This is a genomic window from Leisingera aquaemixtae (genome assembly GCF_019801145.1).
Lineage (GTDB): Bacteria > Pseudomonadota > Alphaproteobacteria > Rhodobacterales > Rhodobacteraceae > Leisingera > Leisingera aquaemixtae_A.
Map to the genome: position 1 here is coordinate 170,760 of NZ_JAHVJQ010000001.1, position 24,483 is coordinate 195,242.

At 63.7% G+C, this 24,483-nt stretch carries 20 protein-coding genes; 10 read left to right on the plus strand and 10 right to left on the minus strand.

What is annotated here, in order from left to right; all coding sequences use genetic code 11:
* Nucleotides 1-32: 32 nt before the first annotated feature.
* A complete protein-coding gene (locus KUW17_RS00845) occupies nt 33-2,534 on the plus strand; it encodes a penicillin-binding protein 1A (RefSeq protein ID WP_222475229.1) in 2,502 nt (833 codons plus the stop codon).
* Here KUW17_RS00845 and KUW17_RS00850 read toward each other — a convergent pair.
* Entirely contained in the window at nt 2,528-4,510 is a 1,983-nt protein-coding gene (locus KUW17_RS00850) for a Hint domain-containing protein (protein WP_222475230.1), read from the minus strand. The genes KUW17_RS00845 and KUW17_RS00850 overlap by 7 nt on opposite strands.
* A 224-nt stretch (nt 4,511-4,734) precedes the next feature.
* Here KUW17_RS00850 and prfB point away from each other — a divergent pair, with 224 nt between their 5' ends.
* From prfB to KUW17_RS00865, 3 genes are all read left to right on the plus strand, one after another.
* Nucleotides 4,735-5,862 carry a peptide chain release factor 2 gene (gene prfB / locus KUW17_RS00855; RefSeq protein WP_222475231.1) on the plus strand — a complete coding sequence of 376 codons (1,128 nt, stop codon included), beginning with the start codon at nt 4,735-4,737 and terminating at the stop codon, nt 5,860-5,862.
* A 189-nt stretch (nt 5,863-6,051) separates the two neighbouring features.
* Nucleotides 6,052-7,461: a calcium-binding protein gene (locus tag KUW17_RS00860; protein WP_222475232.1), complete on the plus strand. Its 1,410-nt coding sequence runs from the start codon at nt 6,052-6,054 to the stop codon at nt 7,459-7,461.
* 187 nt (nt 7,462-7,648) lie between these two features.
* A complete protein-coding gene (locus KUW17_RS00865; protein ID WP_222475233.1) occupies nt 7,649-8,419 on the plus strand; it encodes a DUF2189 domain-containing protein in 771 nt (256 codons plus the stop codon).
* Nucleotides 8,420-8,421: 2 nt separating this feature from the next.
* On the opposite strand, the gene KUW17_RS00870 is transcribed toward KUW17_RS00865, so the two are convergent.
* Entirely contained in the window at nt 8,422-9,219 is a 798-nt protein-coding gene (locus tag KUW17_RS00870) for a helix-turn-helix domain-containing protein (RefSeq protein WP_222475234.1), read from the minus strand.
* Between the two features lie 235 nt (nt 9,220-9,454).
* Here KUW17_RS00870 and KUW17_RS00875 point away from each other — a divergent pair, with 235 nt between their 5' ends.
* Nucleotides 9,455-9,808 carry a hypothetical protein gene (locus KUW17_RS00875; protein WP_222475236.1) on the plus strand — a complete coding sequence of 118 codons (354 nt, stop codon included), beginning with the start codon at nt 9,455-9,457 and terminating at the stop codon, nt 9,806-9,808.
* Nucleotides 9,809-9,838: 30 nt separating this feature from the next.
* Here KUW17_RS00875 and ilvN read toward each other — a convergent pair whose 3' ends face one another.
* Nucleotides 9,839-10,399, minus strand: coding sequence for an acetolactate synthase small subunit (gene ilvN / locus KUW17_RS00880; RefSeq protein ID WP_222475237.1), 561 nt, complete (start codon nt 10,397-10,399; stop codon nt 9,839-9,841).
* 87 nt (nt 10,400-10,486) lie between these two features.
* A complete protein-coding gene (locus tag KUW17_RS00885; RefSeq protein ID WP_222475238.1) occupies nt 10,487-12,238 on the minus strand; it encodes an acetolactate synthase 3 large subunit in 1,752 nt (583 codons plus the stop codon).
* Nucleotides 12,239-12,642: 404 nt separating this feature from the next.
* On the opposite strand from KUW17_RS00885, the gene KUW17_RS00890 reads away from it, so the two are divergent.
* Nucleotides 12,643-13,494, plus strand: a complete 852-nt coding sequence (locus KUW17_RS00890) for a hypothetical protein (protein ID WP_222475239.1) — start codon at nt 12,643-12,645, stop codon at nt 13,492-13,494.
* A gap of 157 nt (nt 13,495-13,651) precedes the next feature.
* A complete protein-coding gene (locus tag KUW17_RS00895; RefSeq protein ID WP_222475240.1) occupies nt 13,652-14,800 on the plus strand; it encodes a lytic murein transglycosylase in 1,149 nt (382 codons plus the stop codon).
* A 20-nt stretch (nt 14,801-14,820) separates the two neighbouring features.
* On the opposite strand, the gene KUW17_RS00900 is transcribed toward KUW17_RS00895, so the two are convergent.
* Both KUW17_RS00900 and KUW17_RS00905 read right to left on the minus strand, forming a co-directional pair.
* Complete coding sequence (locus KUW17_RS00900; RefSeq protein ID WP_222475241.1) at nt 14,821-15,465, minus strand: response regulator transcription factor; 645 nt, start codon at nt 15,463-15,465, stop codon at nt 14,821-14,823.
* A gap of 54 nt (nt 15,466-15,519) precedes the next feature.
* Nucleotides 15,520-16,947, minus strand: a complete 1,428-nt coding sequence (locus KUW17_RS00905; protein ID WP_222476257.1) for a cache domain-containing protein — start codon at nt 16,945-16,947, stop codon at nt 15,520-15,522.
* A gap of 283 nt (nt 16,948-17,230) precedes the next feature.
* On the opposite strand from KUW17_RS00905, the gene KUW17_RS00910 reads away from it, so the two are divergent.
* From KUW17_RS00910 to KUW17_RS00920, 3 genes are all read left to right on the plus strand, one after another.
* Nucleotides 17,231-18,313: a TRAP transporter substrate-binding protein gene (locus tag KUW17_RS00910; protein WP_222475242.1), complete on the plus strand. Its 1,083-nt coding sequence runs from the start codon at nt 17,231-17,233 to the stop codon at nt 18,311-18,313.
* A 129-nt stretch (nt 18,314-18,442) separates the two neighbouring features.
* A complete protein-coding gene (locus KUW17_RS00915) occupies nt 18,443-19,369 on the plus strand; it encodes a TRAP transporter small permease subunit (protein ID WP_222475243.1) in 927 nt (308 codons plus the stop codon).
* Between the two features lie 15 nt (nt 19,370-19,384).
* On the plus strand, nt 19,385-21,739 hold the full coding sequence (locus tag KUW17_RS00920; RefSeq protein ID WP_222475244.1) for a TRAP transporter large permease subunit: 2,355 nt from the start codon (nt 19,385-19,387) through the stop codon (nt 21,737-21,739).
* A 148-nt stretch (nt 21,740-21,887) separates the two neighbouring features.
* Here the strand turns inward: KUW17_RS00920 and KUW17_RS00925 are convergent, their stop codons facing one another.
* The 4 genes from KUW17_RS00925 to KUW17_RS00940 all read right to left on the minus strand — a co-directional run bounded on the left by KUW17_RS00925 (nt 21,888) and on the right by KUW17_RS00940 (nt 24,193).
* Nucleotides 21,888-22,271 carry a VOC family protein gene (locus KUW17_RS00925; RefSeq protein ID WP_222475245.1) on the minus strand — a complete coding sequence of 128 codons (384 nt, stop codon included), beginning with the start codon at nt 22,269-22,271 and terminating at the stop codon, nt 21,888-21,890.
* On the minus strand, nt 22,271-23,095 hold the full coding sequence (locus tag KUW17_RS00930; RefSeq protein ID WP_222475246.1) for an arginyltransferase: 825 nt from the start codon (nt 23,093-23,095) through the stop codon (nt 22,271-22,273). Before KUW17_RS00930 ends, KUW17_RS00925 begins: the two co-directional genes overlap by 1 nt.
* A 130-nt stretch (nt 23,096-23,225) precedes the next feature.
* Nucleotides 23,226-23,657: an RDD family protein gene (locus KUW17_RS00935; protein ID WP_222475247.1), complete on the minus strand. Its 432-nt coding sequence runs from the start codon at nt 23,655-23,657 to the stop codon at nt 23,226-23,228.
* A gap of 80 nt (nt 23,658-23,737) precedes the next feature.
* Nucleotides 23,738-24,193, minus strand: coding sequence for a DUF2852 domain-containing protein (locus KUW17_RS00940; RefSeq protein WP_222475249.1), 456 nt, complete (start codon nt 24,191-24,193; stop codon nt 23,738-23,740).
* Nucleotides 24,194-24,483 lie beyond the last annotated feature (290 nt).

The following is a 24,483-nucleotide window of genomic DNA, read 5'->3' on the forward strand; positions in this document are numbered from 1 at the left end:
TAGGCGGCACTCCGCGTGAAAGGCCAAACTCCGTGCTCAGGTTCATCTTCTCCTTCTTCGGCTCCATTTTCAGCACCATCACCCTGGGCGTGGCAATGGTGGCGCTGACCATCGGGGCGGTGTTCTGGATCTACGGGCGCGACCTGCCGAGCCATGAATCGCTGGCGCAGTACCAGCCGCCGACGATCAGCCGGATTTATTCCGGCGAGGGGCACCTGATCGACGAATTCGCCAAGGAGCGCCGCCTGTTCACCCCGTCGGATGAAATTCCGGATCTGGTGAAACAGGCTTTCATCTCGGCGGAGGACAAGAATTTCTACAGCCACTCCGGCTACGACGCGCGCGGCATCGCGGCCGCCGCGATCGAGGCAGTACGCTCGCGCGGGAAGAACGTGCGCGGCGCCTCCACAATCACGCAGCAGGTTATGAAGAACTTCCTGTTGTCCGGCGACCGCCGGGCCGAGCGCAAGATCAAGGAGATCATCCTCGCCACCCGGCTGGAGGAAACGCTCGACAAGGAACGGATCCTGGAACTGTACCTGAACGAGATCTTCCTGGGCCAGAACTCCTATGGCGTGACCGCGGCGGCGCAGACCTATTTCAACAAGACCCTGAGCGAGCTGGAACCGCATGAGGCGGCCACCCTGGCCTCGATGCCCAAGGCGCCGTCCGACTATCATCCGGTGCGCCAGAAGGACCGCCTGCTGGCGCGGCGCAACTACGTGCTGCGGGAAATGCGCGAGAACGGCTACATCTCCGGGGACGTCTATGAGGTCGAAGTGGCGCAGCCGCTGCGCTCCGTTCAGAACGGCGATTTCGAGGCGTTCCGCACCGCGCTGCCGCCGCGCGATTATTTCACCGATGAAATCCGCCGCCAGCTGACCGAGGATTTCGGCGAGGGCGAGTTCTTCACCGGCGGCTTTACCGTGCGGGCGACCATCGATCACGACATGCAGGCCGAGGCCGCGCTGGCGATGCGCGGGGGCCTGGAGAAATACGACCGCTCGCGCGGGAATTGGCGCGGCACAGGGGTGACGCTGGCCGAAGAGCAGCTGAAGGATGAGGCAACCTGGCGCGAGGCACTGGCAAACGCCGATGTTTCCCGGGATATCGTGCTGGGCGGCCGCTGGTATCCGGCGGTGGTGCTGGAGGTCGGCAGCGAAAACCTGACCGTCGGCGTCGAGCACAGCGAAGGAACCGGCACGGTGCCGCGCTCCGACATCAAGTGGATGAGGGGCGGCTTTGCCGAGAATTTCGCCCGCGGCGATGTGGTGCTGGTGCGGGCCGAGAAGAAGGACGATGCCTTCAGCCACTGGTCGCTGCGCCAGGTGCCTGAGGTCCAGGGCGGCTTTGTCGCGATGGACGTGAACTCCGGCCGGGTACTGGCGATGCAGGGCGGTTTCTCCTACCAGCATTCGGTGTTCAACCGCGCGACCCAGGCGATGCGCCAGCCGGGCTCCAGCTTCAAGCCGTTTGTCTATGCGGCGGCGCTGGACAGCGGTTACAGCCCGGCGACCATCGTCGTCGACGCCCCGATCGAGATCAACACGCCGCAGGGCCTGTGGCGGCCCAAGAACTCCACCAACAAGTTCTACGGGCCGACGCCGCTGCGCACCGGCATCGAGATGAGCCGGAACCTGATGACCATCCGCCTGGCGCAGGAGGTCGGGATGCCGGTTGTGGCGGGCTACGCCGAACGGTTCGGCGTCTATGACAACATGGGGCCGTTCCTGGCCAACTCGCTGGGCGCGGAGGAAACCACGCTCTACAAGATGGTCGCGGCCTATGCGATGTTCGCCAACGGCGGCGAGCGGGTGCAGCCGACGCTTGTGGACCGGGTGCAGGACCGCTTTGGCAAGACCATCTACCGCCACGACGACCGCGACTGCGTCGATTGCTCGGACCCGGCGCTGGCACCCGGCCAGCCGCCGCGCATCGTCACCGACCGCGAGCAGGTGATGGATCCGGTTACCGCTTATCAGCTGACCTCGATGATGAAGGGCGTGGTTGACCGCGGCACCGCGTCGAGCGTGATCAACCTGCCGGTGCCCACCGCGGGCAAGACCGGCACCACCAACGATTCCCGGGACGTGTGGTTCGTGGGCTTCACCTCCAACATTGTGGCCGGCTGCTACATGGGCTTTGACCAGCCCCGCCCGATGGGCCGCGGCGCCTATGGCGGCACCATGTGCGGCCCGGTGTTCCAGCAGTTCATGACCAAGGCGGTGGAGAAATTCGGCGGCGGCCCGTTCGAAGTGCCGGAAGGTGGCCATTTCATCAAGATCGACCGCTACACCGGCGCACGCCTGCCTGACAACGCTTCTGGCGCCTATGTGGTCTCCGAGTATTTCCGCGACGGTGCAGAGCCGATCTTCGGCCTCACCTACGACGGCGGTTTTGCCATGGGGTCGAACCTGCCGCTGATCGAAGAGGTGCAGCAGTCGGGCCGCAAGGTCACCACCTCCAGCGGCGGCACCGCGGTGCTGGGCCCCAAGGCCACTTTCGGCACCGTCAGTTCCGGCGGGCTTTACTGAAGCAGCAGTGCCGCTTCGTGGCGGCTGGCGCATAGGCGGGCAGTCTGTCCGCCTTCGCCGCTGTGCCAGCGCAGGTCCGGCAGGATGCGGAACAGCTCCTCGCGCATGGGCTCTTCCAGCGCCGAGACCGCTTGAACCCCTGGATGGAAGCTCTCGGAGGGGGCGCCTTCGGCATAGATGATCTCATGCTGGCCGAACAGCACATGCACATAGGTGACCGTGCCGCCGGGCTCGCGCCGGATGGAGCGGTCATTGAGCATATGAAGAGCCGAAACCAGCACCTCGCTTTCGCCGAACAGCAGGCTGGCCTGGGAGCCGCTGAACAGCATCCGGTGCTGCGGCGAGACCAGGAGGTCGCGTTCAGCCCCGAACTGGCCGGCCGCGATGCGGATAGGGGCCAGGTTGCCCGCCGCGGGCACCGTTGACCGGCTGATCCAGCGCACCGGCTGCATGCCGTTGTCACGGGTCATCACCAGATCGCCAGGGCGCAGGCTTTCGATGGCACGCAGCCCGGCGATGGTGGCAATGCGGGTGCCTGCCGTGAAGCAGATGATGTTCTCGATGCCGGAGAAATGGACGGTGCTGCCGTCCAGCAGCGTTGCAGTGCCTGTCTTGCTGCCGCCGGTGTCGTCGGTGATGACCAGGCTGCCCGTGTCGAGCTGGCCGTTGAAATCCAGCGTGTCGCCGGCGGTTTCGCCGTCGTCTCCGCCTATGATGGTGACATCGCCGGTGACGAAGGCCTCGTCGGACTGAATCGTGAAATAGTCGTCGCCCGAGCCGCCGCTGGCGGAATCGCCTTCGCCCGCGAAAATGCTGTCGTCGCCCGCGCCGCCGTCCAGCGTGTCGGCGCCGCCGCCGCCGGATATCGTGTCATCGCCGCCCTGGCCATAGATCACATCGCTGCCGTCGCCGCCGTCGATACTGTCGTTGCCGTCGGGTGGGGTCTCCGGCGGCACCGTGAAGGTGATGTCGGTGACCATGTAGTCGGAGCCGTCGGTGCCGTCGGTCTGCAGATTGGCGGACAGCACCAGCCGGTCAAAGGGGCCGTATCCGCTGATGTCCACCGTGCCGGTGCCGGAGCCGGGCGTATCCTCGGTAAAGTCGCCCTCGGCTACCAGAACGCCATCGTTGTAGATCGCCCAGTGGCCCTCCTCGCCGTAGCCGTCGCTATAGAGGTGCTTGAACGAGAAACTGGCGTCGGTCGTGTCCTGGTCGAAGTCGACGATGAGTTCTTCCGAAACCCCGGACGCCTTGTCATAGCCGATCTGTTCGTAGACGCCGGGGCTGTCGGTATCCGAAATTGCCCCGGCAACGCCAAACCCGCCATCGTAGTAGTCGATGTTGGCCGCGCTGGCATTGCCGGAGATGTCCTTGGCGATGACCGTGAAGCCGCTGCTGGTGTCGGTGACGTTGGAGGTGGAGATGCTTTGCTGAGAGCTGCTCAGCCCGGCCTCTGAGCTGCTGTCGCCATAGATGGTGTCATCGCCGCTGCCGCCTGCCAGGCTGTCGCCGCCGGCGCCGCCGAACACCATGTCATTGTCGGCGCCGGCATCAACGGTGTCGTCCCCGGCGCCCGCTTCTACCGTGTCCTGGTTGCCGGAAGCGCCGCCGCCGCTGCCGTTGTCGATCTGGTCGCCGTCGCTGTCGGTATAGCTGTTGTCGATCAGGTCGCCGCCGCTGGTGCCTTCGACCGGACCGTCGGTGTCGGTATAGGCAGGGGGGTTGTTTGCGCTTGCCGATTCCATCGTATCGACAGGCCCGTAGTCGGGCACGAAATAGACATTGCCGTCGGTGCCGAGGTAGTAGTCGCCGGGCTCAGCCTGGTTGGAGTAGTAGTTGCCGCCGGCCCAGCCGCTCCAAGTCCAGTTGCCCGCGCCGAGGGTCTGGTCTGTGGTGAATGAGGAATAGGTGGAGGTAATCGTATCGCCGTGATCGAGCGATCCGTCTCCAAGCTGAACAAGATAGCCGCTAGGCATGATCCCGATTCCCCAATTTCACGGCGGGCAGGCGGCCCGCGTGTGCCTAGCTTCAAAGTCAAGCTGACCGCGTTAATTTGGCGTATTTTTACGGGTGGATAATGTGCGGCATTTTAGATGGATGTTCCAACACTCCCGGCAAGCGTGGGCACAGCCTCCCCGCTTGCCCGCAGCGCAAGGGTGGTTTATCACGCAAGCCTGATCTCAGATTGCAAGGACCTCCCATGCGCGCGGAAACCCAGAACATCGTGGCGGACATCGAGAAATCGCTGGAGCTACTGGCCCAGCGGATGAACTGGGAAACCGCCGAATACCGGCTGGAGGAGTTCAACGCGCGGGTTGAGGACCCCAATCTTTGGGACGATCCCGAGGCGGCGCAGAAGCTGATGCGCGAGCGCCAGGCGCTGGTGGACTCGATCGAGACCTACAAGGGCATCCAGCAGGATCTGTCCGACAACATCGAGCTGATCGAACTGGGCGAGATGGAAGACGACGCCGAGGTCGTCAAGGATGCCGAGGCGGCGCTGGCGGCGCTCAAGGACAAGGCGGCCGAGAAAGAGCTGGAAGCGCTGTTGGACGGCGAGGCCGATGCCAATGACACCTTCCTGGAGATTAACGCAGGCGCCGGCGGCACTGAAAGCTGCGACTGGGCCTCGATGCTGGCGCGGATGTATGTGCGCTGGGCCGAGAAGAAAGGTTACAAGGTCGAGCTGCAGTCCGAGAGCGCAGGCGACGAGGCGGGCATCAAGTCCGCCGCCTACAAGATTTCCGGCCACAACGCCTACGGCTGGCTGAAATCGGAGAGCGGCGTGCACCGGCTGGTGCGCATTTCGCCCTATGACTCGGCGGCCAAGCGGCACACCTCCTTCAGCTCGGTCTGGGTCTATCCGGTGGTGGACGACAATATCGAGATCGAGGTGAACCCGGCCGATATCCGCGTCGACACCTACCGGTCCTCGGGCGCGGGCGGCCAGCACGTCAACACCACCGACTCGGCGGTTCGGATCACCCACATCCCGACCGGCATCGTGGTGACTTCCTCGGAAAAATCGCAGCACCAGAACCGCGACATCGCCATGAAGGCGCTGAAATCGCGCCTCTACCAGATGGAGCTGGACCGTCGCAACGCCGAGATCAACGCCGCCCACGAAGCCAAGGGCGATGCCGGCTGGGGCAACCAGATCCGGTCCTACGTGCTGCAGCCCTACCAGATGGTGAAGGACCTGCGCACCCAGCATGAGACCTCTGACACCAAGGGAGTGCTGGACGGCGATCTGGACGGTTTCATGGCCGCAACCCTGGCGCTTAATGTCTCCGGCAAGAGCCGGGCAGACGCACAGTCCGAGGACTGATCCGCCGCCGAGGCTTAACTTCCGCATGTTTTCTGCCGAACCTCAGGGTTGCCGCCCTGAGGCTCTTTTTCCGTGCGCATTCATAAATCTGTCTACCTCTGGTAAACTAAACTTGCGGTTTTTGTGAATTGTTTCCAATTCCGGAACCGCTGTTAAAGATTTCAATCAGTTAATGAGAGAGACGGTGCCATGGCCGATGTTGAGTTGAATCTGACCTTTGACGGTGCAACAGATATTCCCCGGCGCGAAGGGCAGCCTCCGGTTGCTTGGGACAACAGGTTCCTGAACACCTACAACGTCTTTGAAGGGGACGCCGATAACCGCCTGGTGGCAGATGTCACACTGACCGGCGAGGATTGGATGGCCAAGATCGTCCGCTTTGGCGACGCCGCCGAATCCAATCTGACGCGGATCACGGACGCCGACAGCGGCGCGGACCGCCGGATCGACTATCTGGAAGTTGGCTACAACTCCGAGGTTGAGCTGGACTCCACCCGGGTCCGGCAGATCAACGGCTGGGACGGTGAACAGCACAAGGTCACGCTGGGCAACAATCAGGAGGGCAGCACCTTTTCCATTTTCCTGTTTGCCGAGGAGAACATCCTGACCACGGGCAATGCGCATGTGTTCAGCATCCAGACCGGTCTTGGCAGCAGCGATGCTGACCGGGCCAAGGGCGATGTGATCACCATCGGCGCGGGCGGCGCCGGGACCGTGCGCACAGGGGCCGGGGACGACAAGGTGGTGATCCGCAAAGGGTTTGCTGAATATGTCAGCACTTCAAGCGGCGATGACACGGTGATTGTGGGTGCCAGCGGCGCCGGCGTTGTCCGGACCGGAGACGGCAAGGATACAATCCGTACCGGAACGGAGTGGGTTGAACTGATCTCTGCCGGCGGCGGCAACGATACGGTGGTGATCGGCACCGGCGGCGGCGCTGTGGTCCGGCTGGGCAGCGGCCGGGACCTGCTGAAGGTTTCGGAAACCGATCCGGGTCTCGGGCTGCACATCAGCGGCGGAAGCGGGAAGGACACTGTGGATTTCTCGAAGTTTTCCGCCGGCGTCGTGGTGTCGCTGAATCTCGATGGCGCGTGGCAGAACCCCGGCGCGCCGGGCGGGAAACTCGGCGCTGACGGCAGCGGGTTCTTTCAGCTGTCGGGGGTCGAAAATCTGGCGGGCACCGCAAAGGCAGACAAGCTGACAGGGGGTGCCGGTGCCAACCTGCTGTCGGGCAAGGGCGGCAACGACCGGCTCTTTGGCCTTGCGGGAGCCGACACGCTGAATGGCGGCGGCGGCAATGACCGGCTGACTGGCGGCGCCGGCGGCGACACGCTGAACGGCGGCGGCGGCAATGACACGCTCACCGGCGGCAGCGGTGCAGACACCTTTGTCTTTGGTCCCGGCGGCGGCGATGATCTGGTCAGGGATTTTGCCGATGGCACCGATCTTTTGCAGATACAGGGGCACAGCGGCGGGTTCGCCAGCCTGGCGATCACCGATGACAGCGGCGACCGCCTGATCACCCATGACGGCGGCAGCATCCGGCTGGACGGCGACGCGGGGCTTGGCCTGACCGCTGATGACTTTGCCTTTGTCTGACAGCAGGCTGCAGTAAACTGGCAGGCGGGCCCATTGGCCGGCCTTGCATTTGCCGGCGCATGAGGTCGTCGGAACGGCGGGCTGCCGGCCGGGCAATGCCCGCCAAACATATATCCAGGAGGCATTTTTTAGTGGCTGGTTCGCGGTTAGGCTGGCAAAAAGACAAAAAGAGGGAGGAGTATCCGCGATGACATCTGAAAAGCCCTTTGGCGTGCCGCCGCTGAAACCGGTCACGACGCCGATGCTGTTCGAGGCGCTGCGCCGGGGCTGGGCCGATTTCCTCAAGAAGCCGCTCTACGGGCTGTTTTTCGCCGCGGTCTATGTCCTGGCGGGCTGGATGATGGCCTGGATCACCGTGCGCACGGGCACCACTTACTGGCTGGTGCTGGCGGCTATCAGCTTCCCGCTGATCGGCCCGTTCGCCGCTGTTGGGCTTTATGAGGTCTCGCACCGGCTGGAGCAGGGGCGGGGCATTGCTGTCGGCCGGATCCTGGGGGTGGTGCTGCAGCAGAGCCGCCGCCAGCTGCCGTCAATCTGCGCCATCATCATTGTGGTGTTCCTGTTTTGGTTCTTCCTCGGCCACATGATCTTTGCCTTGTTCTTGGGCCATGCCACCATGACCAATGTCTCCACCTCGGCGGAGGTGTTCCTGACAGCCAATGGGCTGACCATGCTGGCCGTCGGCACCGTGGTCGGCGCGCTGTTTGCGCTGCTTCTTTACATGATCACGGTGATCTCGCTGCCGCTCTTGCTGGACCGCGAGGTGGATTTCGTGACCGCGATGATCACCAGTTTCCAGTATGTCCAGCAGAACTTCGTGGTGATGATGATCTGGGCAGCGCTGATCGCTGCCGCCACCTTTGCCGCTCTGCTGCCCTGGTTCCTGGGGCTGTTCCTGGTGCTGCCGCTGCTTGGCCACGCCACATGGCACATCTACCGCCAAGCTGCCGCTGATTAGCGTCAGCGGAAGGGCTGGCCAGTCTGCAGCAGGCGCCGGTGGAAGGGCAGAAGAGCCTCTTCATCGGCAAATCCGGCGCTGCGGGCGGCGGCCAGAACCTGCGCGGTGTCGCGGCCGAGGTGCTCATAGACCATCCGCGTCACCCGTTCCCCGGTTCCGCCTTCGCGGACGGTGCGGGCGACGTAGCCGCACCAGAAGTTGTTTTCCAGCGAGGCTACCCGCGCCAGGTAGTTGAAGGAGTAGGTCATCGACTTGCGGCGGGCGATGACAAAGGCGACGCCGTCCTCATGGCCGCTGATGTAGCCGCGGAACTCGCGCACGGCCGGGGTGGACGGCAGGCCCTGGCTCAGCATCGCCTCCTTGGCCTCGAAGCCCTTGATATAAGTGACGCCTGCGTCGCGGAACACATAGACCAGGCCAATCACGAACTTGTCCTCGTTGATGAAGCTGCGGCGGGTAAAGCGGTAGAAGCCGGCCGGAAAGAATTCCTCGCTCAGCTGCTGCACGCCATGGCCCAGGAAATCCGCCAGGTAGGCGCCGTTGATGACCTGCCCGGCTTTGGAAAGGCTTTCCACCGGGTCCAGGAGAATGCGGGCGTCAACGTCAAAGAAACGGCAAATACGGTCCAGAACGTCCGGCCGGGGAAAACTCTCGCCGGAGAGATACCGGTTGAATTGGGTGCGGTTGATGCCCAGCTGGCGCGACAGTTCGGAAATCGACGGGAATTGCCGCGCCAATAGACGCAGGTTGGCGCCAAACATGTTCCGCAAGTCGGCCGGAGAGCGGTTCTGGCTGTTCATTCTGGTTCCTGTCGGTTCTGCTTTTGCGCAGGATTTGTCCCGCTTGCCGGTGGTTTATGCGAATTTGCTGCACCAGTAAGGCAAGCCTTGCTGCTGGCTGCAGTCACTGCTGTCGCTAATTAACGTCAAAAGGCTAGTTGAACTGACACAAATTGCAATAGGACAGGCCGCTTTTTATCGTGTTGGCGTCAGTCTATTTGTTTCAGAATTAACTTGGGGCAAAACGAGGACTGGTATGATTGGAGTCATTTTATGGAGTGACGATCCCCTCACAAAAGCCGTGATCTGGTGTGATGATCAGGGGGATCTTGCTTTTTTCACAAATAAAGCCGGTGCCGATTTTGGGGAGCTGCATCCTGGTGACTGGGTTGAGTTCGACATCAGGCTGAGCGACAGCCTGCGGATTGCCGAAAACCTTACCGTTCTGGCCGAACAGGGCAGCCCCGGGCTGGCAGATCAGCTGAGCGCATCGGCAGGCTGCGGCAAGGAAACTGACGCTGCCCCGCAGGGGCAGACGGTTGTCCCGTTCCCGATGCAGGCAGCAGAAAAGCGGCGCGTTTCCGCACCGCTTCAGGTCATTCGGAGCTAACGCCGGCCCGGCTGCGGGCCGGCATAGGAGTCAGTTGCCGCGCAGAAGGGCGGCAACACCGGTGCGGGCGATCTCGCTCAGCCCCAGCGGGCGCATCAGATCGGCAAAGGCATCGATTTTTTCCGGTGCGCCGGTGATCTCAAAAACAAAGCTGTTCAGCGTGCTGTCGACCACATTGGCACGGAAGATATCCGCCAGCCGCAGCGCTTCGACGCGCTTGTCGCCTTCGCCGGCCACCTTCAGGATTGCCAGCTCACGCTCCACCGCGGCGCCTTCGACCGTCAGGTCATGCACGTCGCGGACCGAGACGATGCGGCCCAGCTGCGCCTTGATCTGCTCGATCACCTGCGGGGTGCCGGTGGTGACGATGGTGATGCGCGATAGATGGCCGGTATGGTCCACCTCCGCCACGGTGAGGCTTTCGATGTTGTAGCCGCGGCCCGAGAACAGGCCGATGACACGGGCCAGAACCCCGGGTTCGTTTTCCACCAGCACCGCAATGGTATGGCGCTCCTGCACGTCCGAGAACGTCGGGCGCAGGTTGTAGGCGGAGTGGCGGGTGGAGCCTTTTTTGATATGCAGGGCAGACATTCGTGGTCTTCCTCTCGTATGTCGCTGCCAGGAAAATTTGGATTTTCCTGGCAAATTTCTTCGTAGAAATTTGCGGCGCCGCCGCGGTTACACCAGCACTGCGCCGCCGGCCTGGATGACGCCCTGCGTCTCGGCCTCGCCCAGCAGCATCTCGTTGTGCGCCTTGCCCGACGGAATCATCGGGAAGCAGTTTTCGTGCTTTTCGACCAGGCAGTCGAAGATCACCGGCCCGTCGTAATTGATCATTTCCATGATCGCATCATCCAGATCGGCGGGGTCGCTGACGCAGATGCCCTTGCAGCCGAAGGCTTCGGCGAGCTTCACGAAATCGGGCAGCGCCTCGGACCAGCTGTGGCTGTAGCGCTCGCCGTGCAGCAGTTCCTGCCACTGGCGCACCATGCCCAAGCGCTCGTTGTTGAGGATGAACTGCTTCACCGGCAGGCGGAACTGCACCGCGGTGCCCATCTCCTGCATGTTCATCAGCCACGACGCTTCGCCTGCGACGTTGATCACCAGCGCGTCCGGATGCGCCATCTGGGCGCCGATCGAGGCCGGAAAGCCATAGCCCATGGTGCCGAGCCCCCCGGAGGTCATCCAGCGGTTCGGGTCTTCAAAGCCCAGGTACTGTGCCGCCCACATCTGGTGCTGGCCGACCTCGGTGGTGACATAGCGGTCGCGGCCCTTGGTCAGCGCCTCAAGGCGCTGCAGCGCGTACTGCGGCTTGATGGTCTTTTCCGAGTTCTTGAAGGACAGGCAGTTTATCGCGCGCCATTCATTGATCTGCTTGTGCCATTTTTCCAGCGCCTCGCGGTTCACCTTGCGGCCGCGCGACTTCCAGACCTTCAGGATGTCCTCCAGCACATGGGCAACATCGCCGACAATCGGGATATCGACCCGGATCACCTTGTTGATCGAGGAGGGGTCGATGTCGATATGCGCCTTTTTCGATTTCGGGCTGAAGGCGTCGATGCGGCCGGTGATGCGGTCGTCGAACCGGGCACCGATGTTGATCATCAGGTCGCAGCCGTGCATCGCCATGTTGGCCTCGTAAAGCCCGTGCATCCCCAGCATCCCCAGCCAGTTCTTGCCCGAGGCCGGATAGGCGCCAAGCCCCATCAGGGTCGAGGTGACCGGAATGCCGGTGCCGTCCACCAGCTCGCGCAGCAGCTGGCTGGCCGCGGTGCCGGAGTTGATGACGCCGCCGCCGGTATAGAACACCGGGCGCTTGGCCTTTTCGATGGCCTCGACCAGCTCTGTGATCGCCTCCATGTCGCCTTTGACCTGCGGCTGGTAATGGGAAACCGAGGGTTTCGGTGCCTGATATGTGCCGTTGGCGAATTGAACGTCCTTGGGGATGTCGACCAGAACCGGGCCGGGGCGGCCGGACTTGGCGACATGGAACGCCTCGTGCAGGGTGCCGGCCAGCGCATCGGTGTCCTTGACCAGCCAGTTGTGCTTGGTGCAGGGGCGGGTGATGCCAACGGTATCGGCCTCCTGGAAGGCGTCGGAGCCGATCATGAAGGTCGGCACCTGGCCGGTCAGAACCACGATCGGGATCGAGTCCAAGAGCGCATCGGTGAGGCCGGTCACCGCATTGGTGGCGCCGGGGCCGGAGGTCACCAGGACAACACCGGGCTTGCCAGTGGAGCGGGCATAGCCTTCGGCGGCGTGGACCGCGCCCTGTTCATGCCGGACCAGCACGTGGCGGATGTCATTTTGCAGAAAGATCTCGTCATAGATCGGCAGCACGGCGCCGCCTGGGTATCCGAAGACTACGTCCACACCCTGATCCTTCAGGGCTTGGACAACCATCTTTGCGCCGGTCATTTCACGTGTCATCTGCTTTTTGCTCCAATTGGCGGCATCGTCCGTTTCGCATAAAAAAAGCCCCCGATTTTCATTCGGAGGCGCATGGGTTCGATTATGGTCTACCGTTACCGGCCCATGCGCTTGGTTCCTACGATTACGACTAGGGTGGTCACTGCCACAGGCTCCTTCTTGCGTTGCGGGCGACATTATGTCTGCCGGACAGGGGCGTCAACCGCGAAAGCTGTCAAAAAACACCGGTTCAGGGACATTTTCTTGCTTGCGGACCGGGGTGCGGTGAAATTTCCGCGAAAGTGACGGCGCGTGCCAGTGCGGATTCGTTCAAAACCGGCATGCCCGTGTCCCGTTTGTGCCAGATCGCCCCAGCGCCAGCAGGCAAGCTTATCCCAAAAGAGGCGACAGGGAAGGACTTGGACATGGCTGAACTTGCGGAACTGGTGGACCTGGGGCGCTATCCGATCGACAGGCCGGGGTCGCCGGCCTATGCGCGGATGATGTCGGATCTGCAAGGCGAGCTGGAAGCCGACGGCTGCGCGGTGCTGCCGGGCTTTGTGCACCCGGACGGCATCGGCAAGCTGATTGCGGAAGCTGATTCCGTGGCGGATCAGGGGCATAAGTCGTTCAGCCGCACCAATGCCTATTTCTCCAAGGACGATCCGTCGCTGCCGGAGGGCCACCCGGTGCGCCAGTTCTATGACCGCTCCAATGCCTTCATTCCAGCGGACAATTTTGGCGCCGGCAGTCCGCTGCGGACAATTTACGAGTTTCCCGGCTTCATGCCCTTCATCCGCGAGGCGCTGGGGGAGCCGGAGGACCGCTTCTTCCGTTATGACGATCCGCTGGCCGATGTGATCATCAACATGGTGGAGGAGGGTGACGGCTTTCCCTGGCATTTCGACACCAACAACTACACGGTGACGCTGGCGATCCAGAACGGCGAGGCGGGCGGCGATTTCGAATATGCGCCTATGCTGCGCACCCCCACGGATGAAAACTACGACGGGGTTGCGCGGGTGCTGGCAGGCGGCTCGCCGCTGGTGCGCAGGCTGGTGCTGCAGCCGGGAGATCTGCAGATTTTCCGCGGCCGTTATTCGTTGCACCGTGTGGCCCCGGTGGCAGGCCCGCGCAGGCGCTACGTCGGCATCTTCTCCTTTGTCGAGACAGAGGGCATGTGCGGCGGAGTGGAGCGCACCAGGCAGCTTTACGGCCGGGTGCTGCCGCGCCACTACGAGCGCGAGGGACTGCGCGCCGACGCGCTGCGCGATTGAAAAGGCGGCCTGCTGCCGCTTGATGCCGCCTTGGCCCTGTCTGCGGCGGGACTTCGCTGTGGCGGATTTCCGCCCCTTGGCGGCCTGCGTTGTTTCTGGCAGCCTATTTGCAAACGCCCTGCTTCAACGGGCGCAACAAAACAGAACGGGCAGCAGCATGAGCATCACACGTCGCCACTTCGGATTCGGTCTGGCCGCCTTCGGGCTGGCGGCCTGCAGCACCGCGGTGCCCTCCGGCAGCGGCCCCGGCGGCACCTCCGGCCTGCCTGCGGACCTGCGCCCGGTGCCCAATCCGGGCTACGACGCCTGGGTCGCGTCCTTCCGCACACGGGCCGAGGCCAGAGGCATTTCGGGGTCCACCCTGCGTGCCGCCTTCCGCGGCGCGGGGTATCTGCCGGGTGTCATCAAGCGCGACCGCAACCAGACCGAATTCAAACGCTCGCTGGAAGATTACCTCTCCATCGCCGTCTCGGACGAGCGCCTGAGCAAGGGGCGTGCCGCCTTTGCCAGGCACCAGTCCACCCTGCGCACGCTGGAGCGCAACTATGGCGTCGATGCGGAAATCATCTGCGCGATCTGGGGGCTGGAGAGCTTCTTCGGCGAGCGCCGCGGCAACGTGCCGGTGATCTCCGCCACCTCGACGCTGGCCTATGACGGGCGGCGCGGGGTGTTCTTCGAAAAGCAGCTGCTGGCGGCGCTGAAGATCCTGCAAAACGGTGACATCACGCCCGCCCGGATGACCGGCAGCTGGGCCGGCGCCATGGGGCATACCCAGTTCATCCCGACGTCCTACCAAGCCTTTGCGGTGGATTTTACCGGCGACGGCCGCCGCGATATCTGGTCGGAGGATCCGACCGATGCGCTAGCCTCAACCGCCGCTTACCTGCAGCGCAACGGCTGGACGCGAGGCGTGAAATGGGGGGGCGAGGCCGGGGCGCCGGGCACGCCTTCGGGGCGCAGCCTGCAGCCGCAGGCAGGCGGGCCGGTGTTTTCGGTCACCAGCAATTTCAACGCGATCAAGCGCTACAACAACTCGGATTCCTACGCCATCGGGGTGGGCCATCTGGCCGACCGCATTGCCGGCGGCGGGCCGCTGCGCACCGGTTTCCCGCCGGATAAATACGGGCTGACCAAGGACGACCGCATTCTGCTGCAAAAACGGCTGACCGCACGCGGTTTCGATACCGGCGGCGCCGACGGGGTGCTGGGGCCGAAAAGCCGGGCGGCGATCAGCGCTTACCAGTCCAGCCGCGGCCTGCCGGCGACCGGCGACCCGTCCCCGGCGCTGCTGGCCAGCCTCGGCTAAGGCCGCCGCGCACCGGCGCCTCAGAACCCGGCGCCGGTGCCCTGCAGCACGCCATGCTCCAGCGCATAGCGGGTGAGGCCGGCAGTGGAGGAAATGCCCAGCTTGCGCTTGATGTTCTTGCGGTGGGTCTCAACGGTGCGGACCGAGATATCAAGCACTTGCGCAACTTCCTTGTTGGACTTGCCCTGCGCCAGCTCCAGCAGGATGGTCTGCTCGCGCCCGGTCAGCGCCTCGCGGCTGTTGCCGTCCTTCGGCTTCAGCGAGCCTTCAGCGCCGGTGCAGAGGTAGGTCCGGCCTTCCATCACCGCGTCAATCGCCTGCTTGATCTCTTCCGTCGGCACATCCTTCAGCACATAGCCCATGGCGCCGTGGCTCAGCGCGGTGGAGATATATTCGGCGCTGTCATGCATCGACAGGATCAGGATGCGGGTGCCGGGGTGCTGTTCCAGGATGATCTCGGTGGCGCTGAGGCCGCCGAGCTTGGGCATGTTCAGATCCATCAGCACCACGTCAGGCGCCAGGCGGCCCATCTGCTCCACCGCGTCGCGCCCGTCGGTCAGGGAGCCGACAACCTCGATGTCGTCGTAGCTTTCCAGGATCGACTGGATGCCCTCGGCCACCATCGGGTGGTCATCCACGATCAGAACTTTAACCGGATCAGCCATCATTCCCCCGATGCAGCTTTCCATTCATCCAAAGGCCGCCGCAGCCTCCTCCGGTCACGGCAATTGCGCAGGTGTGCCTTCCTCGCCCGGTGGCAGCAGGTGGCTCAGCGGCAGGCTGGCCTCGATCACCGTGCCGCTCTGGGTGCCCCGTGATGACAGAATGCGCAAGGTTCCGTCAAGCTGCTCGATCCGCTCCTGCATATTGCGCAACCCGATCCCCGGCCCGCTGCGGGCATCGCGCGGCGGCAGGCCGCGGCCGTTGTCGGAGATCCGCATGGTGGCGCCGCGGGTGTGGCCGCGCAGGTCGATGCTGACCTTTGTCGCCTCGGCGTGGCGCTCGATATTGGTCAGCGCCTCCTGCGCAATGCGGTAGAGCGCGATCTTGGAATCCTGGTCCAGCCGGTTGCGGAACACCACGGTGGAAAACTCGGTCTCGATGCCGGTGCGGGCGGCGAAATCGTCCGTCAGCGCCTTCAGCGCCGGCCCCAGCCCGAGGTCGTCCAGCACGCCGGGGCGCAGGTCGCGGCTGATCCGGCGCACTTCCGTAATGGCGGTCAGCAGGCTCTCGGTGCCTTTTTCCAGCGGCGCCGCCGCGCCTTCGCCATCGCCGCGCGACAGGCGGCGGCGGGTGTTGTCCAGCGCGTAGCGCACCCCCACCAGCAGCTGGCTGATGCCGTCATGCAGCTCCCGCGCCACCCGGCCGCGCTCTTCCTCCTGGGCGTCGAACACCCGCTGGGTCAGCTCCTTTAGCTTGGCATCCGCCAGCCGCCGCTCGCGTATGTTCAGGAACATGCCGGAGGCAAAGACCAGCACCAGCGACGTCAGCGTGATCGCCCCGATATACAGGAAGGTGCGCCGCACCCGCGCCTCCACCTCCGCCCGCGAGGCGGCCACCGTGGCCAGCACATCGTCGATGAAAACCCCGGTGCCGATCGCCCATTGCCAGTCCTGCAGGCCCAGCACATAGGCGATCATCTGCGCCTCTTCGCCGGTGGAGGGCTTTTCCCAGGTGAAGCTGTGCCAGCCGGCGCCGTCGCGGGCCAGGCGGATGAACTCATCCACCACCGGCACGCCTGCGCTGTCGGTCAGGCCTGCCCAGTTGCGGTTGATGTATTCGGTCTGCCGCGGGCTCACCAGGTTGGTGCCGTCATAGTCGTAGACGAAAAAGAACCCGTCCTTGCCGTAGATCATCGCGCTGAGGATCTGGGTGACCTGTTCCTTGGCCGCCGCATCATCCGGCGCCGCCAGGCCATAGATGTGGGCAAAGCCGTTGCGCGCCTGGGTGACGTAATTGCGCAGCTCCGCTTTCTTGGCTTCCAGCAGCTGCATCTCCAGCGCCTGGATCTCGCGCTCTGCCAGGCTGCGCGACTGGTAGCCCACCAGCACCGCGATGGCGGTGCCGGCCACGATCAGCGGCAGGGTCATCAGCAGCGACAGCTTCTGCGCGTAGGTGGGGCGCAGCAGGGCGTGAAACAGGCGCATCGGCACTCCGCAGCAATTGGTCAGAATCGTGTACCGAATCATTGCCCAGCCGCCCAGCGGAATCAAATGGGGCAGGGCGGATTTCCCTTGATGCGGGAGTGTGCATTGTTCGCTACCCGCCTGAAATGCGTGCGATTTGCTGCGAAAACCGGCAAAAACGTTCCGTTCTACGCAGTACTAGGTATTCACATAAAATCCGCTGCCGCTAGGCTGACCGCACTCGAACCGATCCGCCCCGGGGGGACCCAGGGGCAATCCGAATTGATAATGGGAGGAATAATTAATGGATCGCCGTTCTTTCTTGAAAACATCCGCGCTGGGCGGGACCGCGGCAGCAGCCAGCACCCTGGCGGCTCCGGCCTATGCCCAGGGCAACCGCACCCTGACCATGGTTACCACCTGGGGCCGCGGTCTGGCAGGCGTGCATGACTCGGCGCAATTTGTGGCCGACACCATCACCGCAATGTCTGACGGCACCCTGACCGTTGACGTGAAAGCCGCAGGCGAGCTGGTCGGCGCGTTCGAAGTGTTCGACGCCGTGACCGCGGGCCAGGCCGACATGTACCACGCCGCTGACTATTACTTCGTCAGCCAGCATCCGGGCTATGCCTATTTCACCGCCGTGCCGTTCGGCATGACCCCGCAGGAACTGGTGAACTGGTACTACCACGGCGACGGCCACGCGCTGCATGACGAGCTGGGCCAGATCTTCGGCCTCAAGTCCTTCATCGGCGGCAACACCGGCCCGCAGGCCGGCGGCTGGTTCAACAAGGAAATCAAAGGCCCCGAGGACTTTAACGGCCTCAAGTTCCGGATGCCGGGCCTGGGCGGCAAGGCGCTGGGCAAGCTGGGCGCCTCGGTGCAGAACATCCCGGGATCCGAAGTGTATCAGGCGCTGTCCTCCGGCGCGATTGACGGCACTGAGTGGATCGGCCCCTGGGCGGACGAGAAGGCCGGTTTCCAGGAAATCACCAAGACCTACTACACCGCCGGCTTCCACGAGCCGGGCGCGGCGCTGTCGGTTGCCACCAACCGCGAAGTGTTCGAAGGCCTGTCGCCTGCCCATCAGAAGATCATCGAGATGGCATCGGCCGCCGGCCACCAGTGGAGCCTGGCGCAGTTCATGAACAACAACGGTGCAGCGCTGCAGCGCCTGCAGTCCGGCGGTGTGAAGACCCTGGAATTCCCCGACAGCGTCTGGGATGCCTTCGGTGCAGCCACCAAAGAAACCCTGGACGAGTTCATGGGCGACGAGCTGTTTGCGAAAATCCGCGGCAGCGTCGAAGCGTCGATGAAAGCCTCCTCCGGCTGGATCACCAAATCCGAAGGCGCCTACCGCGTTCAGCGCGACCGCGTCCTGGGCTGATCTGCCTGACCGGCATCAACCGGATCCTCCGCTGACAGGCGGGGGATCCTTTTCCAGTTGCGTGACGCGGGCAGTCCGGCCGATGGGCCGCGTGCCTGACCCGCCGCAGCAAAGACCCCCGGGGGAAACATGCAGGAAGAGAGTGGCCTCACCTTCTTCGGCGCCATAGCGGGCGGATTGCTCTGGCTGGTCCAGAACATCGCCGGCGCCTTCTATAATTTCGGCTATGCCATCACCCATCCGCAGCTCTGGCTCGACTGGTCCGACAAGGCCTCGATCATGCGCTTCGTCTACTACGGCGGCTCGGTCGAGTTCTTCTTTGTCGTCTTCACCGCCTTCCTGGTGCTGACCGCCGTCGGAATTTACTTCCGCGGCTTCATGTGGGGCATGGTCCGCGGCCTGGAAGGAATGGCCAACACCGTTGGCCGCTTCTTTGCCTGGGCGGGCCTCCTGATGGTGCTTCAGCAGATCATCATTGTCTTCATGCAGCGGGTGTTCGCCCGGCCCGACATCAGCTTCGGCTTTGGCATCCCGTTCAGCCAGGACATCAGCTGGTTTGCCGAAGAACTGAAATTTTACAACGCCTTGGTGGTCTGCCTTTGCGTGACCTACACCTTCGTGCAGGGCGGCCATGTGCGGGTGGACCTGATCTATTCCGGCATCAGCTTCCGCGCCAAGCGGGTGGTCGACATGCTCGGCTCGCTTTTGTTCATGATGCCCGCCGCGGTGCTGACGTGGATGTACGGCTGGTTCTTCCTGTGGCGCCATCTGATCGTGCCGAAACCCTCGGCCTCGGACACGCTCGACCGGCTGGTGATGAAATCCCGCGCCCTGCGCTGGAACGTGGAGACCATCGGCTTCAGCCCCAACGGGTTCAACGCCTACTTCCTGTTCAAGATCCTGCTGATCGCCTTTGCAGGCCTCGTGTTCCTGCACGCCATCGCCTTCTTCTACCGCTCGTTCCTCGAGTTCGTCGAAGGCCAGGGCAGTGAAAACAAATACCTCGACAAGGACAGCCTTGGAGAGGGTGAAGAAGCCTACGAAGGCACGCACTAAGGGGACGTCGGAAACATGCTATTTGGACTTGATGGCGTCGAGATCGGCCTGCTCATCGTATTCTTTTGCCTCTTCGGGGGCATCCTCTCCGGCTTTCCGGTGGCCTTTGCCATCGGCGGCGCCGGGATCATCTCCTTCGGGATCATCGCCGCGCTGGACAGCGCCGGCATCCTGATCCACCAGGCCATCGACACCTCGTCGCAGGCCTACCGCGACCTGGTGGGGTCGGGCGTCAGGCCCGACAAGATATCTGTATTCCGCTACCCGGACCTGCCGCGCATGGCGGAACCGGTGTTTGCCCAGGGCTGGGAAGTGGCGCTGGACCGCAACGTCTCCTTCATCGTCAACCGGATGAACGAGCGGGTGCTGGCGGGCGCGTCGATTGAAACCCTGCTGGCGGTTCTGATGTTCGTGCTGATGGGCATCACCCTGGAACGCTCCAAGATCGCCAACGACCTGTTGACCACCATGGCGCGCGTCTTTGGCCCGCTGCCCGGCGGTCTGGCGGTGTCGATCGTGGTTGTGGGCGCGTTCCTTGCGGCCTCCACCGGCATCGTCGGCGCCACCGTGGTGACCATGGGCCTGCTGGCCCTGCCGACCATGCTGCGCAACAACTATTCGCCGGAGCTGGCGACCGGCGTGATCGCGGCCTCGGGAACCCTGGGCCAGATCATCCCGCCGTCCATCGTGATCGTTCTTCTCGGCACGCTGGCGGGCGATCTCTACTCCACCGCGCAGGAAACCCGCGCGATGGAGGCAGGCTGCTCCGACGCGCTCACCTACCTGGGCGAGCCGGCGGTGGTATCGGTCGGCACCCTGTTCCAGGCGGCGCTGCTGCCGGGTATCCTGCTGGCGATCCTCTATGCCACCTATGCCTTCGGCTATGCGCTCCTGAACCCGCACAAGGCGCCTGCCGTGACGCTGGATGGCGGCACCGGCGAGGTGATCACCCGCAACGAAGGGCTGATCTGGTTCCTGGGTGTGCCTGCGGCGCTGATCGGCGGCGCGATCCTGCTCTCCAGCTTCAACGTGATCGGCAGCCAGAACATCACCGTCTCGACCTTCTCGGATGCGGGTGAAACCGCGTCCCTGCGCACCAGTGTCGGCGCGGAATGCAAGGCCTCGATGATCGAGCTGCACGGGCAGGAAGCCTGGGATGCTGCGGTGGAGGAGCAGAAGGCCATCAACGAGGCAGGCGGTGTGGCCCTGGCCAAGCGGCTGAGCGACGAGGAAATCGCCGCCGCCCGCGAAGCCAAGATCGCCTCTGCTGCGCCGATCGGCACCGGCATCACCGTGATCATGGTTCTCCTGGGCCTGGTGCTGGCCTTCGGCCGCGGCGTGGCGCCTTCGCGCGACGCCAAGCCGCTGATCCTGGGTTCCATCGGCATCCTGCTGATTGCACTGGTGGATCTGGTGGCGATTGCGCCAACCACCTCTGCAGGCGCCACGGTGCTGTGGATTGCCTTGCCGCTCCTGCTGGCGCTCTGGGGCTGCCGCGAGGCTGCCGCCCGCTGCGCCAAAAACGATCTGATCCGTGTGGTGTTCCCGCCGCTGGTGCTGATCGTTGCGGTGCTGGGCTCGATCCTGGGCGGCATCACCAACCCGACGCCCGCCGCGGCGCTGGGGGCAGGCGGCGCCATCATGCTGGCGGCCTACCGCAAGCTGCAGGACGAGGGCAAATCGGGCAGGATCATCATCTGGTCCACCTTCGCGGTGATGATCTGCATCCTGATCGGCATGAACTTCGACCTGCGCGTCAACCAGGGCGGCGTCTCTGTCGAGAGCTGGATCGCCTTCATCGCCGCCTATGTGATGTACCTCTACGCGCTGTTCGGGCTGCTCTATGGCTGCTGGGTTCTGTTCCGCTCCGGCGTATTGACCCCGGTGGTGCGGGAAACCGCCAAGGTGACCTCAATGGTCTTCACCATCCTGATCGGCTCGCAGCTTCTGAACCTGGTGGTGATCTCCTTTGGCGGCGAGCACTACATCCAGCAGTTCCTGAAAAGCTTCGACAACGAGATGACGGTCTTCCTGATCGTGATGCTGGTGCTGTTCTTCCTGGGCTTCGTGCTGGACTTCCTGGAGATCATCTACATCGTGATCCCGATTGTTGGTCCGGTGATCTATGGCGGGTCGTTCGACCCGAAATGGGTGACCATCATGGTGGCAGTGAACCTGCAGACCTCCTTCCTGACACCGCCCTTCGGATTTGCGCTGTTCTACCTGCGCGGGGTGGCACCGAAGGAGGTCACGACGGCCCATATCTACCGAGGGATCGTGCCCTTCGTGCTGATCCAGGTGGTGGGCATCGGTATCCTCTGGATGTTCCCGTCGATTGTGACCATCGTGCCGGCGCTGATCCCGAACTGATCCGGGCCGCAGGACAAGAAAACAAAAAAAGGGGTCCCGAGCGGGCCCCTTTTGCATGTTCGGAACGGACAGGGGCGCCGCCCCTCTGCGCCGCTGGCGCATTCACCCCGGAGTATTTGCGGAAAGATGAAAGGAGGCGGCGCGGGCCTCAGGTGAACTGGATCAGGTCCCAGCGGTTGCCGAAGGGGTCGCGCCAGACGGCGACGGTGCCATAGGGCTCGTGCCGCGGCTCTTCCTCGAAATGGACGCCCTTGGCCAGCATTGCCGCATGGTCGCGGGCAAAATCATCGGTGGCCAGGAACAGGCCGATGCGGCCGCCGAACTGATTGCCGGTCACGGCCTGCTGCTCGGGCCCTTCGGCGCGGGCCAGGATCAGGCTGCCCTGTTCGGCCCCGGGCGGCAGGATCCGCACCCAGCGTTTGCGGCCCTGGTCAACGTCCTCTGCCAGTTGCCAGCCCAGCTGACCGCAGTAGAAGGCGATGGCGGCGTCGTAATCCGGCACCAGCAGCGAAACGGCGTGGAGATACTGCATCAGCCGCCGCGGTGAATGGGCTGTTCGGGCAGCTGGATATTGGCGACCTGCTCGGCAATCGGGTCGGTCGACAGCGGGTGGCTGGCGGTCTCGAACTGCTCCGGATCGGTCATCTTCTTCCATTCGCTCTGATGATAGATTTCCAGGCCGGAGAACTTGGCCTTGTAGCCCATCTTCTGGCTGCCGGGCACCCAGTAGCCGAGGTAGACATAGGGCAGTCCCGCTTCCTGCGCGATCTTGATGTGATCCAAGATCATGAAGGTGCCGAGCGAGTCCTGCGGCCGGTCCGGGGCGTAGAAGGAATAGACCATGCTGAGGCCGTCCTCCAGCACATCGGTCAGCGACACCGCGGTCAGTTCGCTGCTGCCCGGCGCTGCATATTCCACCACCCGGCTGCGCACCGGGGTTTCCTCGATCATCGCGGCGTATTCGAACACGTCCATATCGGCCATGCCGCCATCGGCGTGGCGACTGTCCAGGTAGCTGCGGAACAGGGCAAACTGGTCCTCCGTCGCCCAGGGCGAGGTGGCGCGCCGCTCCAGATGCGCGTTGCGCTTCAGGGTGCGCTTCTGGCTGCGGGTGGGGCTGAAGGCGGCCACGTCGATCCGTGCCGAAAGGCAGGCTGAGCATTCCGAGCAGGACGGCCGGTACAGCACGTTCTGCGAGCGCCGGAACCCCTGCTGGCTGAGGCTGTTGTTGAGCTGCTCCACCCCGTCGCCCTGCAGCGCGGTGAACAGCTTGCGCTCCATCCGGCCCTCCAGATAGGGGCAGGGCTGCGGCGCAGTCACATAGAACTGCGGTGCAATAGGAAGCGTATGGCGCATTGGAACCCGTCAGCAGTTTCGCGGAACAGGCAGAGCAGTTTGCCTGTGGTCCCGACGATGATAGCAACGCGGTTCCGGTGCGCCAAGCGGTCTTGTGGAAAATGGTTTAACGGTATCTTGCCGGTTCCGGTCAAACCCGCCGGTTCAGCATCGCCGTGCCCAGGAAGTGGTCCGTCAGCCCCTGGCCGCGCGCGGAGGTCAGCATCAGGATCACCGAGATCACCTGCAGGACCGGCAGCGCCAGAGACAGCGAATAGCCCGCGGTGTGCAGTGCCGCCATGCCGCTGTCGAGCCGCTGGCCTGCGCCGTCGCGCAGTTCAATGCCGGCAAAGCGCATGCCCCAGGTGGCAGAGCCGTTGGCGATGGTCACGGTCCGGTAGGCAAAGCCCACCGCCAGATACAGGAGCGGCCAGATCAGCAGGCCGGTAAAGGCGGTCAGCACCACCGCGCCGGCGCTGAGCGCAAAGATCAGGATGCTGTCGATGATCCAGGCGATCAGCCGCTTGGCGGGCACAGACGCATAGAATTCTGCCTGGTAGTCGGGATCGGGCAGGGCGGTCATGCAGGGGGTCCTTTGCTAAAGGGGGAGGGGGACGAAAACCCCGCCCGGACGGCGGGCGGGGCTGCCGAAGGTCAGCGGGATCAGTGGCGCTTGGGTTCGCCCTGGTCCTCATCTTCGTCCTCCAGGTCCTCGCTGGAGGCGGTACGGGCGCGCTCGTCCATGAACTGGTCGAACTCTGCCTTGTCCTTGGCCTCGCGCAGGCGGTCCAGGAAAGCCTCGAAATCATGCTGTTCCTGCTCCAGCCGGCGCAGCGTGTCGGCCTTGTAGGCGTCAAAGGCGCTGTTGCCCGAGGGTTTCATCGCTGAGTAGCCGTGGCGGGCCCAGGACTTGCGGTGGCGGCAGGAGGATTTGCTGAACATGCGTTTGCTCCAGATCATGTAGAAGAGAAGGGCCAGGCCGACCGGCCAGAAGAACACGAAGCCCAGTACCATGGCGGCGATCCAGGCGCCCTTGCCCTTGCTGTCCAGCCAGGCTTCGCTGCGGGAAAACCAGCCCTGCACCGGCGCAGCGGGGGCGGTTGGGGTGAAACTCGTCATCGGGGTCCTCCAGGTTAGGGTGAATGTAAATCCCTTTCACATGAATGCATATCGGAAGCCTCCGGGGGGCTTTCAAGCCCCTATGTAAATCTTTTTCACATTTTTGCGGTAGCGGAGGGCGGAAGGCTGGAAAAGCCTGCGGAAACAGGGCGCTGTAGCGGGACGCTTCGCGTTGCAGTGCGGGACACTTCAAGTTGCAGCAAACGATTTTTGAAAGATAGCTGGTTTTCAGGGCCTTTTTTCGGTTTTCCCTGGCAAGACGCTTCGCTTTCGAGACGGGCGGCCGCGCA